General features: G+C 44.4%; 9 protein-coding genes. 6 read left to right on the top strand and 3 right to left on the bottom strand.

The window, feature by feature from the left end; translation table 11 throughout:
* Positions 1-1,432: 1,432 nt before the first annotated feature.
* From ACI6PS_RS08695 to ACI6PS_RS08680, 4 genes are all read left to right on the top strand, one after another.
* Positions 1,433-3,088 (top strand): peptidase domain-containing ABC transporter, encoded by a 1,656-nt coding sequence (locus tag ACI6PS_RS08695; RefSeq protein WP_421012167.1) that lies wholly within the window; start codon positions 1,433-1,435, stop codon positions 3,086-3,088.
* A gap of 3 nt (positions 3,089-3,091) precedes the next feature.
* The gene (locus ACI6PS_RS08690; protein ID WP_421012166.1) at positions 3,092-4,444 is read left to right on the top strand and encodes an HlyD family secretion protein; all 1,353 of its coding nucleotides are present in this window, start codon (positions 3,092-3,094) and stop codon (positions 4,442-4,444) included.
* A 1-nt stretch (position 4,445) separates the two neighbouring features.
* Positions 4,446-5,843: a TolC family protein gene (locus ACI6PS_RS08685; RefSeq protein WP_421012165.1), complete on the top strand. Its 1,398-nt coding sequence runs from the start codon at positions 4,446-4,448 to the stop codon at positions 5,841-5,843.
* Positions 5,844-6,454: 611 nt separating this feature from the next.
* Complete coding sequence (locus tag ACI6PS_RS08680) at positions 6,455-6,718, top strand: hypothetical protein (protein WP_421012164.1); 264 nt, start codon at positions 6,455-6,457, stop codon at positions 6,716-6,718.
* A 59-nt stretch (positions 6,719-6,777) separates the two neighbouring features.
* On the opposite strand, the gene ACI6PS_RS08675 is transcribed toward ACI6PS_RS08680, so the two are convergent.
* Positions 6,778-8,928, bottom strand: coding sequence for a PQQ-dependent sugar dehydrogenase (locus tag ACI6PS_RS08675; RefSeq protein WP_421012163.1), 2,151 nt, complete (start codon positions 8,926-8,928; stop codon positions 6,778-6,780).
* 390 nt (positions 8,929-9,318) lie between these two features.
* Positions 9,319-11,124, bottom strand: a complete 1,806-nt coding sequence (locus tag ACI6PS_RS08670) for a T9SS type A sorting domain-containing protein (RefSeq protein WP_421012162.1) — start codon at positions 11,122-11,124, stop codon at positions 9,319-9,321.
* A gap of 309 nt (positions 11,125-11,433) precedes the next feature.
* Between ACI6PS_RS08670 and ACI6PS_RS08665 the strand changes: the two genes are divergently transcribed.
* Complete coding sequence (locus ACI6PS_RS08665; protein ID WP_421012161.1) at positions 11,434-12,009, top strand: porin family protein; 576 nt, start codon at positions 11,434-11,436, stop codon at positions 12,007-12,009.
* A gap of 14 nt (positions 12,010-12,023) precedes the next feature.
* Here the strand turns inward: ACI6PS_RS08665 and ACI6PS_RS08660 are convergent, their stop codons facing one another.
* Positions 12,024-13,604: a tetratricopeptide repeat protein gene (locus tag ACI6PS_RS08660; protein WP_421012160.1), complete on the bottom strand. Its 1,581-nt coding sequence runs from the start codon at positions 13,602-13,604 to the stop codon at positions 12,024-12,026.
* A gap of 209 nt (positions 13,605-13,813) precedes the next feature.
* Between ACI6PS_RS08660 and ACI6PS_RS08655 the strand changes: the two genes are divergently transcribed.
* Positions 13,814-17,383, top strand: coding sequence for a T9SS type A sorting domain-containing protein (locus ACI6PS_RS08655; RefSeq protein WP_421012159.1), 3,570 nt, complete (start codon positions 13,814-13,816; stop codon positions 17,381-17,383).
* The last annotated feature ends 17 nt before the right edge of the window (positions 17,384-17,400 follow it).

Below are 17,400 nucleotides of genomic sequence, written 5' to 3'. Positions count from 1 at the left end.
ACCAGACCTCAGATTATGAGATTTCTCCTTCGTCGAAATGACAAAACGGTGTCTTCATCAGCAGAAGTGCTGTAGTTGTCATCCCGAACGCCCCGAAGCTTCGGGAGAGGGACCACCACGAATGACCGCAAAAGTTGGACGTTCAAATTGTCATCCCGAGCGCAGTCGAGGGACCACCACGAATATCCGCAAAAGCAGAACACTTCAGTTGTCATTCCGACGCAGGAGGAATCACATAAAGAAGTTCCGTAAGCCAGACCTCAGATTATGAGATTTCTCCTCCGTCGAAATGACAAAACGGAGTCTTCATCAGCAGAAGTGCTGTAGTTGTCATCCCGAGCGCTCCCAAAGCTTCGAGAAAGGGACCACCACGAATATCCGCAAAAGCAGAACACTCCAGTTGTCATTCCGACGCAGGAGGAATCACATAAAGAAACTCCGTAAGCCAGACCTCAGATGATAAAATTTCTCCTCCGTCGAAATGACAAAACGGTGTCTTCATCAGCAGAAGTGCTGTAGTTGTCATCCCGAGCGCTCCCGAAGCTTCGGGGAGGGATCACCACAAATATCCGCAACAGCAGAACACTTCAGTTGTCATTCCGACGCAGGAGGAATCACATAAAGAAGCTCCATAAGCAAGGCCTCAGATTATGAGATTCCTCCTCCGTCGAAATGACAAAACGGTGTCTTCATCAGCAGAAGTGCTGTAGTTGTCATTCCGAGCGCTCCCGAAGCTTCGGGAGAGGGACCACCACGAATGACCGCAAAAGTTGGACGTTCAAATTGTCATCCCGAGCGCAGTCGAGGGACCACCACGAATATCCGCAAAAGCAGAACACTTCAGTTGTCATTCCGACGCAGGAGGAATCACATAAAGAAGTTCCGTAAGCCAGACCTCAGATGATAAGATTTCTCCTCCGTCGAAATGACAAAACGGAGTCTTCATCAGCAGAAGTGCTGTAGTTGTCATCCCGAGCGCTCCCAAAGCTTCGGGAAAGGGACCACCACGAATATCCGCAAAAGCAGAACACTCCAGTTGTCATTCCGACGCAGGAGAAATCACATAAAGAAGCCCCGCAAGCCAGACCTCAGATGATAAAATTACTCCTCCGTCGAAATGACAAAACGGGGTTTTCATTTCGTGTACTGTAGTTCCATCTCCCATCTCCCATCTCCCATCCCAACCCTCCTAAAACTATCTTAAAATCTCATAATCTAATGTTATTTTAATGTTGTACTAATTTTTTCGTTTTATCTTGCCGCCGCATAAAAAGAAAATCGCTTCTTGCTTGCTTGGATAGAAAGGAATTCTCTCGGTAATTTGCTCATCCAATCACCGCAGAATACAAATATTTTTTTTGAGGTAAGATAATTTCTTACTGCTGTATTATGGCTTTTGCCGTATCTTTAACGTTCAATTAGTATTACATTCATGACACCTCTCAAACGTTTTATGGGTTTGTTGAAACTGGACAAACGCGACGTATACCAGATCATTTTCTATGCCGCATTTGCCGGTTTGGTCAACCTGTCGCTCCCTTTGGGAATACAGGCCATTATTAACTTTATTCAAAGCGGACAGCTCAGCGTTTCGTGGATCGTGCTGGTGCTGCTGGTTACAGTAGGTGTCGGCTTTGGCGGTGTGCTGACCATCCTTCAGTTCCGTATTGTGGAGAACCTGCAACAGCGTATTTTTGTGCGTTCCTCATTTGAATTTGCCTACCGCATGCCGTTGATTAAATTCAAGGAGATGTATTCGGAATATGCGCCAGAAAAGGCCAACCGTTTCTTCGACACGCTGATGGTGCAGAAAGGGACTGCAAAATTGCTCTTGGACTTTTGTGCCGCCTTCCTTCAGGTAGGTTTCGGGATCATTCTGTTGGCCCTGTACCATTCCTTTTTTATGGTCATCGGTTTTTTCTTCATCGCCATCCTCTACATTATTTTTAAATATTCCTACAAGGACGGACTCGAAACCAGTCTCAACGAATCAAAGTTCAAATACAAGGTGGCCGCCTGGATACAGGAAATTGCCCGAAACCGCGAAAGCTTCCGGAAGAAGAGAGGGTTTGAGTATGCCTTGGAACGAAACGATGCATACGTGTCGGAATATGTCAATTACCGCGAAAACCACTTTCAGGTAATGAAGAAACAGTACATCCAACTGGTGATTTTTAAGGTGGTCGTGACCGTGGCACTGCTTTCCATAGGAGGCTTTTTGGTGATTCATCATCAAATGAACATCGGACAGTTTGTGGCGGCAGAGATTGTGATTGTATTGCTGATCAATTCGGTAGAAAAGATCATCTTTGGATTGGAATCGTTGTACGATGTGATTACGTCGGTAGAAAAGATAGGGCAGGTGACGGATATGGAGATTTCATGCATTCCGAAGACTTCTGAAATTACCGAAAAGGGCATCACCATCGAAACCGAAAGTATGGATTTCTACTATCCGGGCTTTGACAAACGATCCCTCAAAAACATCAACCTGAAGATTTCACAAGGCGAGAAAATCCTGCTTACGGGTTCCAACGGAGCGGGAAAAAGTACGCTCTTGCGCATGCTTTCGGGCTTTCTCGAACCGGCCAGCGGCACCATGTATGTTACCGATAATTACATGAACCGTTTGGACGAAGATGCCTATAGGGCACAATCGGGTACGCTTTTGCAGGGTGATGAGCTTTTTGCGGGAACCATCCGTGAAAACATCCTCTTCGGAAACGATACCATAAACAACGACGAGCTGAAATGGGCATTGGACAACGTTTGCCTGACACCCTACATCAAGACCTTTCCAAACGGATTGGACCATCAGGTGCATCCGGGCGGCAGCGAACTTTCGGCTTCTGATATACAGAAAATACTGCTCGCCAGAAGCATTGTCAACAGGCCGAACATTTTGTTTCTGGAAGACCCTGTCGATAAGATGGACGCTGTTACCTCCACTAAGATTGTCGATTTCCTGCTGTCGGAGGAAAACAGCTGGACCGTAGTGGTGAGTTCTAAAAACGAGATTTGGAAGGAAAAATGCAGCCGCATGATCACCATTGAGGGAGGTAAGATTAGTAACGACATAAAACTGTAAGCCATGCTCAACATATCAAAAGACAACAACGTACTCATAACCCCGGGAAAATACAAGTCCATTACCAATGTGGCACGACGCGCACATTATAAGATATTGAACAGGGTCATCATTGGATTTCTGCTGTTCACCATAGGATGCCTTTTTCTGCCCTGGACACAGAATATCTCAGGAGTGGGTTCTGTTACCACCTTGAAACCCGACCAAAGGCCTCAGACGGTACACAATACCATTGCTGGAAGGATTGAAAAATGGTTTGTAAAGGAAGGCGACTTCGTGAAAAAAGGGGATACCATTCTGTTTATTTCAGAAATCAAGGAAGACTACCTCGATCCAAATTTATTGGGAAATACAAAGCAACAGGTAGATGCCAAGAAAATGGCGGTGGAATCCTATGGTGACAAGGTGAGTTCGCTCGACCAGCAGGCACAATCGCTTGAGAGGGAACGTACCTTGAAACTCCAACAGGCCGAAAACAAGATCAAGCAGGCACAATTGAAGATAAAAAGCGACAGCATGGACCTGCAGGCGGTAAAGACACAGTTGAAGATCGCACAGACGCAGTTTGAACGTTCGGTAGCCTTGAACAAGGAAGGCCTGAAACCGCTGACCGATGTAGAACAGAAAAGATTAAAACTGCAGGAATCGGAAGCCTACATCATTACCCAGCAGAACAAATTGCTGAGCAGTAAGAACGAACTGATCAACGCCAGGGTGGAGATTGGAAGGATCACGGCAGAATATTCGGAGAAGATTTCCAAATCAAGAAGCGACAAGTTTACAGCCCTGAGTACACAATACGACACCGAAGCGCAGGTCAACAAATTGAGCAACCAATATACCAATTACAGCATCCGAAGCGGACTGTATTACATCACGGCACCACAAAGCGGCTACGTAAACAGGGCGTTGCTGGCAGGTCTGGGAGAAACAATCAAGGAAGGTACGCCCATTGTGAGCATCATGCCGGAAAGCTATGAGATTGCGGTGGAAACGTATGTGGAGCCTATCGATTTGCCGTTGGTACACCGTGGCGCAAAAGTAAGGGTATGGTTTGACGGATGGCCAAGGATTGTGTTTTCGGGCTGGCCGGGCTTGTCCTACGGTACTTTTGGAGGCAGGGTCGTGGCGATTGAAAACTTCATAAGCACCAACGGGAAATACAGGATTCTGGTAGCACCGCAGGGCGATGATCAGAAATGGCCCAAACAGCTAAGTATTGGTGCGGGTGCGCAAAGTATTGCATTGCTGGAGACCGTTCCGATTTGGTATGAGATATGGCGAAATCTGAACGGCTTTCCGCCAAATTATTATGATGCGGCAGAAAAGGAAGAAAATACGAAGGAAAAGAAATAATATGGACGGGAAGATAGGAATGCTTTTGCTGTTGCTCTTGTCGGTAGGATTTACATCGTTCGGGCAAGATTTTAAGCAGGAGGAGCTGAGTTACAAGGAGTTTTTGGGCTATGTGAAAAAATACCATCCCTTGGTAAAGCAGGCCAATCTGGAAGTGAGCAATGCACAGGCGATGCTGATGGTGGCGCGCGGTGGTTTTGACCCAAAAGTGGAGGTGGATTACAGCAAGAAAGAATTCAAGGGAACAGAATACTATTCGCTCTTGAACAGCAGTTTTAAAATACCCACATGGTACGGCATCGAAGTAAAGGCGGGTTTTGACGATACGCAGGGACGGTATTTTGATCCGCAGAACCGGACACCGGAAGCCGGACTGGCCTCACTTGGAATAACTGTGCCGCTCGGGCAGGGTTTGTTCATCAACCAAAGGATGGCAGACGTCCGATCGGGGAAACTGCAGCTGCAATTGAGCGATGCCGAAAGAAAGCTCCGCGCCATTGAGGTGTTGTACAAAGCCAGCGAGGCCTATTTTGAATGGAGAAGGGCCTACAACGAAGCCGAACTCTACAAGCGTTACCTCGGCTTTGCAAGTACGCGCCTAAACGGTACCAAGAAATTAATTGAATTGGGCGACGCTCCGGCAATTGACAGCGTGGAGGCTAAAATCACAGTAAGGAACCGCCAACTGAACCTGGAAAACGGAGATCTGAAATTGGCAAAGGCCAAATTGGAACTTGCCAATTATTTATGGATTGAAGACGTTCCGGTAGAATTGGGTGACGGCGTAAAGCCAGAAGAAAAGTTACTCGAAACACTCGAAGAGACCTTAAAAACCGACGAACTGGCCCTGAAGGCGCCACCACTGCAAGCACATCCAAAGATTCAGGCTTTGGAAAACAAGAGGCTGATGCTGGAAATCAACAGGAAGCTGAAAGCCAACTTACTGCTTCCAAAGTTGAATGTGGGCTACAATTACATTTCAGAACCCAATTATTGGAGTTCTTTTAATGCCGATGATTATAAATTCTACATTGATTTCAGCATTCCCATCTTTTTGAGGAAAGAACGCGGCAATGTAAGGATTGCCAAGCTGAAAATTCAGGAGCTGGAGTTTGAAACCGAACAGCAACGACTCGAATTGGGCAACAAAATCAAGGCACAGCAGGCCGAAATACTTTCTTTGAGAAGGCAGAAAAGCGTAATTGACGAGTTGGTACAGGATTATATCTTTATGCTGGAATCAGAAGAAAGACTGTTCTCTTATGGCGAAAGTTCGATGTTCTTGATCAACTCAAGAGAAAACAATCTGGTCAGCGCCAAGCTGTCGCAGATCAGCATTGAAAACCAGTTTTACTTATCAAACGCACAACTCTTCCGAATCCTCGCCAACCCGGATTGATTTGTTTTCAATTAAAAATTAAAAATCTGCAATTAAAAATCTGCAATTAAAAATTAAAATCTGCAATCCTATTGTCATCCCGAGCGCTCCCGAAGCTTCGGGAGAGGAACCACAACGAATAGCCGCAAAAGCAGACAGTTCAGTTGTCATCCCGAGCGCAGTCGAGGGACCATCACGAATATCTGCAAAAGCAAGACAATTCAGTTGTCATTCCGACGCAGGAGGAATCACATAAAGTAACTCCGTAAGCCAGACCTCAGATGATAAGATTTCTCCTTAGTCGAAATGACAAAACGCGGTGTACATTTCGTGTGCTGTAGTTGTCATTCCGAAGCATGAGGAATCACATAAAGAAACTCCGCAAGCAAGGCCTAATATTATGAGATTTCTCCTCCGTCGAAATGACAAAACGAGGTGTTGATCAGCGGTAGTGATGTAGTTGTCATTCCGACGCAGGAGGAATCACATAAAGAAACTCCGTAAACAAGACCTCAGATGATAAGATTTCTCCTTAGTCGAAATGACAAAACGCGGTGTACATTTCGTGTGCTGTAGTTGTCATTCCGACGCAGGAGGAATCACCTAAAGAAACTCCGTAAACCAGACCTCAGATGATAAGATTTCTCCTTCGTCGAAATGACAAAGCGGGTTATTCATTTAGTGTACATCATCAACTTCACATTCCCTATCATCAAAATGGCATAGTTCAGTTGTCATCCCGAGCGCAGTCGAGGGACCATCACGAATATCTGCAAAAGCAAGACAATTCAGTTGTCATTCCGACGCAGGAGGAATCACATAAAGTAACTCCGCAAGCCAGACCTCAGATTATGAAATTCCTCCTTCGTCAAAATAACAAATTGGACTATCAATAGCATCTCCGCAAATTTAGTGTCTTCCATCTTCCATCTCCCATCTCCCATCTCCCATCTCCTCACTTCTTCCCAATCCTATAAAGCCTCCCCTCATCCGTTACCGCATACAGCGCTCCATCAATCCCCTGCGTCACATCACGGAAACGTTGTCTTTCGGATTTAAGCAGGCGTTCTTCGCCCACGACTTTATTGTTTTCAATCACCAATCGTGCAATGTGCGTACTGCTCAATCCGCCAATAAACAAGTTGTTGTTCCATTCCGGAATTTCACTTCCCGTATAGAACGTCATACCGCTTGGGGAAAGTACCGGATCCCAATAGTACACCGGTTGTTCCAATCCTTCCTTTTGCCCGATATGCTGTCCGATTTCGTCACCGCTGTATTCCATGCCGTAGGTAATCGTAGGCCAGCCATAGTTCTTGCCGGGCTGTATGAGGTTCAATTCATCGCCACCCATCGGTCCGAACTCATTTTCCCAAAGGTCACCAGTGACAGGGTGAAAAGCCAATCCCTGTACATTGCGGTGTCCATAACTGTAGATTTCAGGACGTGCATTGGGTGTATTCGCAAAAGGATTCCCCGGAGCAGGCTTTCCATCAGTAGTGACGCGAAGTATCTTTCCGTTTGCAGAATTCAGTTGTTGTGCCTGTGGGCGTGTTTCCTTGTCAGAACGTTCACCTGTGCTAAAAATTAAATAGCCTTGCTTGTCAAAAAGTATTCTTGATCCGTAATGTAAATTACCATTATGTCCGGGTGTCGCTCTATAAATCACGGCTGCCTTTTCAATATTGCTGTCGTCTGAAGCCAGTCTTCCCTTTGCTACCGAAGTCAGGTTGCCGTCTTTGGTCTTTTCAGAAAACGTCCAATACACCATACGGTTCGTCTTAAAATCAGGGTCAAGGGTCAAGCCCAGCAAACCACCCTGTCCTGAATCGTTCACTTCCGGCAGTCCAGTAATTTTCTTGGAAACAGTTCCGTCCTTGGAAACGATCCGCATTGTGCCTCCTTTTTCGGTAACCAATAATCGGCCATCGGGCAGTGCAATGACACCCCAAGGGCGGTCGAGCTTGTCCGTTATGACTTTGCTTTCATAGGAAGTCTTGGTCGTTACCCCCGCAATACGCGTCTGTCCCGAAAAGGCAGGTTTCAGGCCGCTGTTCGCTTTCTCGGTTTCCACCGGAGCAGTGGAGGTGGGAGCAGTTGGATCAATTTCGACAGTCTTGTTCTCAGCATTCTTGTTGCCACAGGCAGTCAGCAATATCGAAGCTACTAAAGAGGGAAGTATATGTTTCATGGAGTTATTTTTCTTAAAGATAGGAAGGAATTTGCGATTGGCAAAATCAACCGGAGTTTTGTCAGATGTTTTAAGTCCGATTAAAGGCATTTTCTCTTTTTCCACCAAACATTTTCCAGGCTCATTTTTCAATCTTCCATCTCTCAGTCCTTCAGTATCTCCACCTGCCCTTACATCAAGCAGGTGCAAAACATTGTGCGACTGCTCGTAAAGCGGATAGCAGACCCCATTTATTTCCTGTCCAAATTCAACATGAAGCATCCAGAATAGTATTCCCTTTCCCGAAGGTACACCACCCGGAACTACCGATAAATCCAAGACATTTAGGTTCAATGGCACCGTAACGGCAGTACCATAAAGGGTTTTCGAAGTCCCGGCTTCAAAATCAATCAAGCTGAGGCAGCTCCTGAAAGTGGCATGGGTCGCATTCTTTGGATGCGCCAACATACGTCCTGCAACAAGCGCAGGAATTCGAAACACAAACCCTGCTTCCTGCAAATGCCCACAGCGGAGTACGTTTCCCAATGTCGATTTTATATTGAAATCAAACCCCTTGAGCAGTTGCTGTCCCATTGGATGGAGCAGGCCTTTGCCAACTGTCCGTTCGCCACGAGCCGAGCCGAGGTCATAGTCCCGCACCTTGCACAACAGGCTGAGCATCCTTGGCGAAAGCCCAGTATCACGGGCATTTTTAAGAAAAATACCAACACCCCTACGCAAAAGCACCCCCGCCGCATTTGCATTCCCAAATTCCCTGCTGTTCTCGCGCGTTCGCTGAAACGCAGGATCCTTCATCACCCTTTCCTTGTCAAGCGAACTCTTTCTTCTTGCAAAGTTTTCGCCGTTCTTGCCTTTGTAGAAAGTCACATCGCCCAGTGTTCCTTCTATATGAAAAATACTTTTTACACGTGCCATAATGGTAGTCTTTTGGTCAAACAATACCCTAAAGTTAGCAACTGCAGCAGACATTCCAATATGATAATGTCCAAAATGGGTGCAAATAGTCCAATTATGCCGATTATGCCGATAATGCCGTTTTTCGTCAAGATCGTCACAAACGGCCGAATCATCCCCGTCACAAGCCCTACTCATATACTGCTAAAGCGTTGTTAATGCGTTCTAAAAGCGATGCCAAGGCGATACTGATACCCTCGCGATACTATTATCCTTTAGGTTATAGCCCATAATGAGCCATTCCCGACAGCAAAACCTCTTCCGTTATATTTTTAGGCTTCCGCCAATAAACCTATAAAACAAAAGCGCGGCCGTTGGGCCACGCTTATAATGAATTGGGCAATCATGCAATTATTGGATGATGATCTTTTTGGTGAAGCTCCCTGATGCACTGTCAATGTTGAGCAGATAGACTCCCTTTGCCATATCCGAAAAATCAAATGCATGGTCCGCACCCTGCAATCCGTTCTGTTGCAGCACTACCTGTCCCAGCATGTTGGTCAAGCTCATCCTGCCATTCGCAACCGATTCTGTAAATTGAACCTGCAGCTGTCCCCTCGTTGGGTTAGGAAACACGTTCACACCAACGCTTTCTAGGGGTTGTTCCAAAGAAAGATTCTCAGGGCGCAGGCGCCACATCATATAGCCACCACCGCCTGTCAACAGGGTATGGGTAGTAGCGAAATAAAAGGACTCGCCCTCATCGCTCATCGTCTGTACCATCCCCTCATCCGCATCGGTAGAAACACCAAAGCCATATTTCATAAATTGCTGTGGTCCGAAGGCCATATTGTTCGGCAATGTAGCAACCGTTCCGGCTGTGGTACCGTCGGTGCTGTACACATTTTCATCATAGGTGCTTCCGGCTACAAAATAAAGCTTGTCATTGTAGGGAAGGCTTCGTAAATAATAAGTGGTATCAAAGGAATTCACGTTGTCGCTGGTGCGGAATATTTCCTGTGTGCCTTCCGTTGTTCCGTCAGTACTCCATAGCCGGTAATCGTTGCCATCATCCCCCGCAAAATAAAGCTTGCCGTTGAATTCGCGCATGCTGCCACGCGGAGTGTCGTCTGAAAGGCCATTATCGCCATAACCCACTACAGCTTTCACAAAAGTGATGGCTTGGGTGTTGAGGTCCATCTTCCACAACCCCGATTGTGTGCCTCCATCGTATGCAACGGTAAAGGCAAAGAAGAAAAGCGCGTTGCCAAATTTGGTGATGCCGGTGGGTTTGTAGTATTTAGGCGTACTGCCACTCAAGGTCGTAGGAGCATCTAGGGCTATGGTTCCGGATGGCGTCCCGTCACTGCGGTATAGGAAGTCGAAGCCACCGCTTTCACTGCTCCCGTCAAAGGCACTGTAGTAAAAATGGTTGCCTCCGACTATAATCGGGCTCACGTTATAATAAGTGCCCACGCGGAAGGCGTCAAAGTTGGATGGGTCATTGGCATAGCCCGTGTTGAGGTCCATAAAGAGTGTCGTTCCGGCCGTTGTACCGTCAGTGCTCCAGAGTTCGATACCGTGCGTGCCGTCGTTGGCTTTAAAATACAGGCGGTTTTCAAAAACAAAGAAGTTGGGGTCGAGATTATGTTGAAAGCCGTTTGCTTGATTAGGATTGATGTCCTTTAGTAGATTAGTTCCCGCTATGGTGCCATCTGTACTCCAGATTTCGATTCCGTTGGCTACGGTCTGCGCCGTAAAATAGAGTTTTCCGTTGAACTCCTTGAACCAACGCGCCTTCAGGATTTCATTGCCCGGGATGGACACTTTGTAGGTGCCTTCGGTAGTTCCATCTGTAGCCCAGAGGTTCTGATTCCCGCTGAAATAGCTAGAGGCAGGAAAGAACAGTTGGTCGTTGAGTTTACCGAAATATCCCTCTGCATCAAGCGAGTTGGTATAGGTAAAAGCATTTAGGGCGGCAACATTGTAGTCGTTGTTGATTTCCTTGATAAGGAAAGTGCCTTCAGAAGTTCCGTCGGTAGACCATAGTTCTTTTCCGTGTACGGGTGAGTGGGCAACAAAGAGCATCTTGCCGTTAAGGATGTTCATTCCGGCGGGCATGGTGAGCGCTTCAGGAAGCGGCATGGCTTCTGAAACCTGAGCAACAGCGCTTAGCGAAAAGCCAAGCAGGGCAACTAAGAGGGTAATTTTTTTCATATCACTGATTTTTAGCGTGAGGACTGGGTGTCTTACTACAAAAATAGGGATGCTATCAGGTTGTGGAAATACGAAGAATTACGTAGATTGTTTGTAGGGAAACCCTTCAAAGTAGGAATAATAACATCAAAAGTAATTTCATGATTTTTAAATAACATAAAAAAGACTACATTTACAAACCCCAAAACCCCTATTGCCTTTGTTTTTTAAAGCTTTGAAAACCCTCTAGCCTTGGTTGTTATGGGCTGTAATTACTTTTGCCTGCTATGGGCTTAAGCACTATTGGTTGTTATTTACAAATTTTAATTTATGAAAAAAGTACTGTTTGTTACTACGTTCTCGATGTTTCTTTTTACTAATGCTTTGCAAGCCCAACTGCATATGGGACTAAAGGCTGGAGCCAATATGACTAAGATAGGTGGTAATGCCTTCAGCGAAGATTTCGAGTTGGGATATCAGCTAGGAGGTTTTTTTTATTATAATGTTTCCAGGGGAGTAGGTTTTCAGACAGAGTTGTTGTTCAGTCAAACCAACACCAAGGTGCGCGATGAATATTCAGATGTAATTGAAGGAGCTTTCAGTGGGGAGAAGAAACTGAGCTATGTGACCATACCACTTCTTTTAAGGCTTAACAGTGAAGGGCTGATTAATTTTACTGCAGGACCACAATTCAGCTTTCTAGCAAGTGACGACGAAACGGTACTAAAAAATGGAGAGAAACTCTTCAAGAAAACCGATTTTGGTGTTGTAGCAGGCGCTGAAGTAAACTTCAGACCAGTAACTGTCTATGCAAGATATGTATGGGGATTCTCGGATATAAGCGATTTTGGTGAGAAAGCCAATAGCCAGCAGATACAATTAGGAATGGGATTACGCTTGTTTTAAGACGGGCGTTCTAATTAATAATTCTTCAAGAAAGCAGTAAGGCTTTGGTTTTCTTCGAGGCCTAGTTTCTTGCGCAGGCGCGAACGTCCTACCAAGATGCTATTAGGACTCTGCTGGGTAACGGCAGAGATTTCCTTGGCAGAGAAGTTCATCTTCGCAAACGCACAGAGCCTGATTTCATTCTTGGTCAGCGTAGGGAACTCCTGTAACAGCTTCTTGTAGAATTCCTCATCGGTTTCAATAAAGAGCTTCTCAAACTCATGCCGGTTAAACGACTGGTTGCCTTTCTTAAGGTCGAGTATAATGGTATTGAGCATCTTCTTCGTCGGACTGTCTGATATCGACCGGAGATGGTTGAGTTCTTTCTGTGTGGCATCAATGCGTTCGCTCACCTGCAACATCTGTATGGCATTGCTGGTAAGCTCCTTGTTTTTACCCTCCATTTTCTGGAGCAGCAATTCATTTTCTGTTTGGCGTTGCATCGCCTTGGTACGTTGCAGTCGGTACATCAGAAAAGCCACTACAGAAATAGGAACAAGCAATATAAAACAAAAAATCAGGAGATTCTCCCTTTTATGGGTATCGGCCATGGCCTGCTGTTGCTTGGCTTTCTGCTCGTTTTCAAACTCAAGCATTTTTACCTTCCGCTTGTTCTGCTCGATCAGGTTTTCCTCAGAGAGCGTGTTGGCAATACGAAGATATTCTGATGCTTTCCTATAATCGTTCTTGGCTTCGTACAGGTCGGCTAATAGTCGGGAAGAGAGCAATTGTACGTCTTTTAGCGGTTTTTTCTTGGCCATGACAAAACTCTTCTCAAGATAGTAGAAGGCAGAATCATTCTTGGATTTGCTGTAATTCTCACCCACATTAAAGTACAAGTAGATCTCCTCAGAATACAGTTTTGCCTTTTGGGCAAGCAGTATTCCTTTTCTCGAATAGTAGCGGGAGCTGTCTATTTGGTTGGTCAATTGAAAAATATTGCCGAGATTCTGATAGGTGCTCACAATACCAAGCGTGTCTTTTAGGCGTATACTGTGTTTTCGATGTATGTGGAACATCTCAATTGCCTTGGTGTAGTTTTTTGCTTCCATCTCCAGAACCGCCAGATTCGCATAGACGAGGAAAGCTTCAACGTTTTTTTCCTCTGACTTACCACTGGATATGATGTGCTTTAAGGCATCGTGGGATTTATAGAGAAACTTCTTTGATTTGAGTGTATCGCCCAACTGCATATAGGTACAGCCAATGTTGTTGTAGAGGTAATGCAATCTGAGTGTGTCAATCTTTTTTTGCAAAGCAAGGCTCTTATAATAGTAATCAAGTGCGGCGGGATACGACTGATGGTGGAAATAGGCCATGGCTGTTACCTCGTATAATTTCTGCTCTTGTTTTGGAGTAATGTCATCAGAGTACTGCAAGGCCTGATTGATGTAGGGAAAGGCCTGTTCTGGACTTTTTTGGATGTTTTGAACAGCCTTGTCCAATAACTCCTTTACCTTATTATCTGTTTTGGAAATTTGCTCTTGCGACCTTGCCTCCTGAGGCACAATCAAGTAAAGAACAGACAGTAAAGATAGAAGGAGATTTTTATGCACTGCTATTTTTTTTCAAATATAATAATTTTAAGGTCACTAAAAGTCTTAAAATTAAAAGCGTAAGTTATTGTATTATAGTTAATTGTTTTTTTATGTAAGGAAATGTAAGGGGGTGCTTTTTAGGATGTAAGGAATTGTAAGGTTCTTTTTGAAGCTTTTCATTCCACACATAAATACATTTGAGACCTTATTCAACTACACTATAACTTATGAAAAAAATTACATTTCTTTTCTTTTTGGTTATCATAGCCACGAAGATGCATGGACAGTGTATCAAGCCGACGCAATATACGTCGACATCATCAAATAATATGGGATTACCCCAGGTTATGTCCACTTGCGCTTATACTACAACAGATTATCTGCTGCTTCAAGATCTGACAGTGGGAGGTGATTATGTGTTTACAAATACACTCGGAACGGTTCACAAATACATCACCATAACCGATGTAAACAACGAGGTAATTGAGCATGGATATTCGCCATTAACGGTAACGGCAATTACGACTGAAACGGTAAGGGTGCACATCGCCGATGATGATTCGTGTGAAGGAACCGCAAGTTGCAATACCGTATCGGTTCAGGCACTCTTAACTTGTCTATTTCCAGAGAACTTGCAGATGTTTGATCTTACGACAACTTCTGCCATCTTCACTTGGGAACCTACAGGAAGCGAATTGACATGGGAAGTTATTGCATTGCCAGCTTCTAGTGCTGCACCGACTGTTAATTTGACAGAAGGCGTTATTACAGTGAACGACAATCCGGAGTACACAGCCACACTTTTGCCTGCCACAACTTATAAGTTTTATTTCAGGGCAGTATGTTCAGATACCGATAAAAGTCCTTGGATAAGCTCAGAGGCATTTACAACTCCATGCGAGGAAGTAACTTATTTTTCTGAAGGATTTGATGCAGGAACCACTTTGCCAAATTGCTATACAAAAGTAGGCGCGCAGGGAACATTGAATGTTCAAAGTGAGTCATCTGCGGCAAGTTTGCCTAACTTTGTTGTTATGGGCAATGGAAGCATCCTTTCTTTACCAGTAGTGAGCAATTATGCTGAAGCGACCCACCGTCTTAAATTCAAATTGAGAGCCATTTATGGTTTGGGAGGCACGGTAGAATTTGGATATTTGTATGATTCTGAGTTTTTTGCCATGGAAACCTATAATGCCAATTCTTTGACGGTATACGATGAATATATTTTTGAACCTGGTACTGAAGCGCAAACAGGTAACTTTGCTTTTAGACATACTTCTGGGAACAATTGGGTCGTTATAGACGATGTTATCTGGGAAGAAATTCCATCTTGTTCCGATATTACCTTGTTGAATATAGATAGTTTTACGAGCAATACAGCTTCACTTTCATGGACTTCAGAAGAAGCTTCATTTGAAGTAGCGTATGGAATAGCGGCTACTACGGCCAATCCAAGCGACTTGATACCACAGGCTGTAGAAGAAAATACAGTAGCTCTTTCTAATCTTGAAGCCAGCACGGCCTATAAAGTTTGGGTGCGTTCAGTTTGTGGAGACAATGCTTACGGAGCATGGATAGGACCAAAGGTGGTGACTACCACTTGTGCACCAGTTGCAACATTCTCAGAAAATTTTAATGCTTCCAGCAGTATTCCTGCTTGCTTTAAAAAAGTCGGAGCAGGTGGTAATGCATATATCCAATCAGCAGCATTGAACATTTCAAGCTACGAGGATGGAAATGCTGGGAATGTAATGAGCTATGGAATGGTATCGTTGCCAGCAGTAAGCAATGCGGCGGCCGGTACACACCGTTTGAAATTTACCATGAAAAGTGCTTCAACCGTTGGTGGAATCATCGAATTAGGTTATATGGCCAATCCAGAAAACCCAACTTCATTTACAGTAGTACAATCGTTTACAGCTACGTCTTCAACTCCACAAACCATTATCTACATCCCAACTGCTGGTGCGATTACAGCCGAAGTATTGGCTTTCAGACATACTGGTAATCCATCTTATGCGATATTGATTGATGATATTGTTTGGGAAACTGCCCCTAATTGTGCAGATGTAAGTGCTATTCAAACAAGTGAAGTTTCTAGTGCTGGCGCAAAAATTTCTTGGACACCTGGAACTGAAACAGCTTGGCAAGTAGCCTATGGCGCAGTCTCTGTTACAAATCCGAATACACTAGAGCCGGTTGAGGCTACAGAAGAACCAAATAAAGTTTTGACAGGCTTAGATCCTGCAACAACTTATAAAGTTTGGGTACGCTCTAATTGTGGAACAGAAGGTTTCGGTGCTTGGATAGGTCCGGTACAGTTTACTACTGCTTGTGTAGCAGTAACAGAGTTTGCTGAAAATTTTGATTCTAACACTACTTTGCCAAACTGTTGGAGATTAACGGGAGGATTTATACAATCAAATTCTTCACCTGCAAGTGCGCCTAATGCGATTTATTTGGGTTCTAACAATGTATTGGCTATGCCGGCAGTTACTAATTTTAACGCAGGAACACATCGTTTGAAATTTAAGGCGAAAGGAGCTTATGGCGTTGGAGGAACAGTTCAAGTAGGTTATTTAACCAGTCACGATAATACGGCAACATTTGTTGCATTGCAGTCTTTTACACCTAGTTCAGCAACAGTTTACGACGAATTTTATGCTAATCTTGGAACAACTTTACTGACAGGAAGTCTGGCAATACGCCATGATGGGGTTAACTATGAAGCAGTTTCTGTTGACGATGTAGTTTGGGAAGCATTGCCAACTTGTGAAGATGTTGGAGGATTGACAAATGAAATCGTTACTAATAATAACGCAACAGTATCTTGGACCGCATTGTATTCTACAGCTTGGGAAGTTGTATATACGTTTGCTGAAGATACAAGTCCTGTAGGGGAATTAACGGCTGACTTGGTAGAAGAAACACCTTCATTCACATTGGAATTTTTAGATCCTAATACAACTTATAAATACTGGGTGCGTGCGGTTTGTGATAATGAGGAATATGGAGCATGGATTGGACCAAAAGTACTTAAGACTACTTGTGATCCGACAAGTGATTTACCATGGCAGGAAGATTTTGAAGGTGCAACACAACCTAATTTAGCGGAATGCTGGACCAAAGACAACGGTGATTGGGCTGTAACAACAACTACATATCCTTCTGCTCCTAATTCTGGAACTCAATATGTAAAAGTAATGAGCTATAACCTGATAGGTGATGGTTATCTTTGGACACCAGGCTTTGAGCTTCAAGCAGGTGTTGCTTATGATTTTTCAGTTTTTGTTAAAGGAGATGGATACGACGGATGGAGTGTGGCAATGGTGTACAACAATACTCCAAAAAGCGAAGGCGCTACTCAAATAGGCGATGTATATGATGTTCCAGCAGGAACAGGTACACAGCCATACAATGAAATGAGAAGAAGCTTCATTCCAACTGTAACGGGTGTTTACTTCTTTGCTGTAAAAGTAAAAGAAGAATCTACAAGTTATCCTTACCATTTGGCTTTTGATGATTTTTCATTGGAACAAGGTACGCTTGGAAATCCAACATTTGGAGCCAATAATTTCAAGGCCTATCCAAATCCTGTAAAAGACATCTTGAATGTATCTTACACAGAAAACATTAGTAATGTTGAGGTTTACAACCTTTTGGGACAAAAGGTGGCTACTAAGTCAATCAATGCTACAAATGGGCAATTGGATATGTCAAGTTTGGCAGCCGGAAGCTACTTGGTAAAAGTAACAGCAGGCAATCAGGTTCAAACCATCAAGGTAATCAAACAATAAAGATTAACATTCAATAG

Source organism: Flavobacterium sp. PLA-1-15, from assembly GCF_049060005.1.
Taxonomy (GTDB): domain Bacteria; phylum Bacteroidota; class Bacteroidia; order Flavobacteriales; family Flavobacteriaceae; genus Flavobacterium.
This window is presented reverse-complemented; position numbering and strand designations above follow the sequence as displayed.

Excerpts from the sequence above, each read along its gene's own strand:
- ACI6PS_RS08695 (WP_421012167.1), top strand. The coding sequence starts at position 1,433 with ATGACACCTCTCAAACGTTTTATGGGTTTGTTGAAACTGGACAAACGC.
- ACI6PS_RS08690 (WP_421012166.1), top strand. The coding sequence starts at position 3,092 with ATGCTCAACATATCAAAAGACAACAACGTACTCATAACCCCGGGAAAA.
- ACI6PS_RS08685 (WP_421012165.1), top strand. The coding sequence starts at position 4,446 with ATGGACGGGAAGATAGGAATGCTTTTGCTGTTGCTCTTGTCGGTAGGA.
- ACI6PS_RS08675 (WP_421012163.1), bottom strand. The coding sequence starts at position 8,928 with ATGGCACGTGTAAAAAGTATTTTTCATATAGAAGGAACACTGGGCGAT.
- ACI6PS_RS08680 (WP_421012164.1), top strand. The coding sequence starts at position 6,455 with ATGATAAGATTTCTCCTTCGTCGAAATGACAAAGCGGGTTATTCATTT.
- ACI6PS_RS08665 (WP_421012161.1), top strand. The coding sequence starts at position 11,434 with ATGAAAAAAGTACTGTTTGTTACTACGTTCTCGATGTTTCTTTTTACT.
- ACI6PS_RS08655 (WP_421012159.1), top strand. The coding sequence starts at position 13,814 with ATGAAAAAAATTACATTTCTTTTCTTTTTGGTTATCATAGCCACGAAG.
- ACI6PS_RS08670 (WP_421012162.1), bottom strand. The coding sequence starts at position 11,124 with ATGAAAAAAATTACCCTCTTAGTTGCCCTGCTTGGCTTTTCGCTAAGC.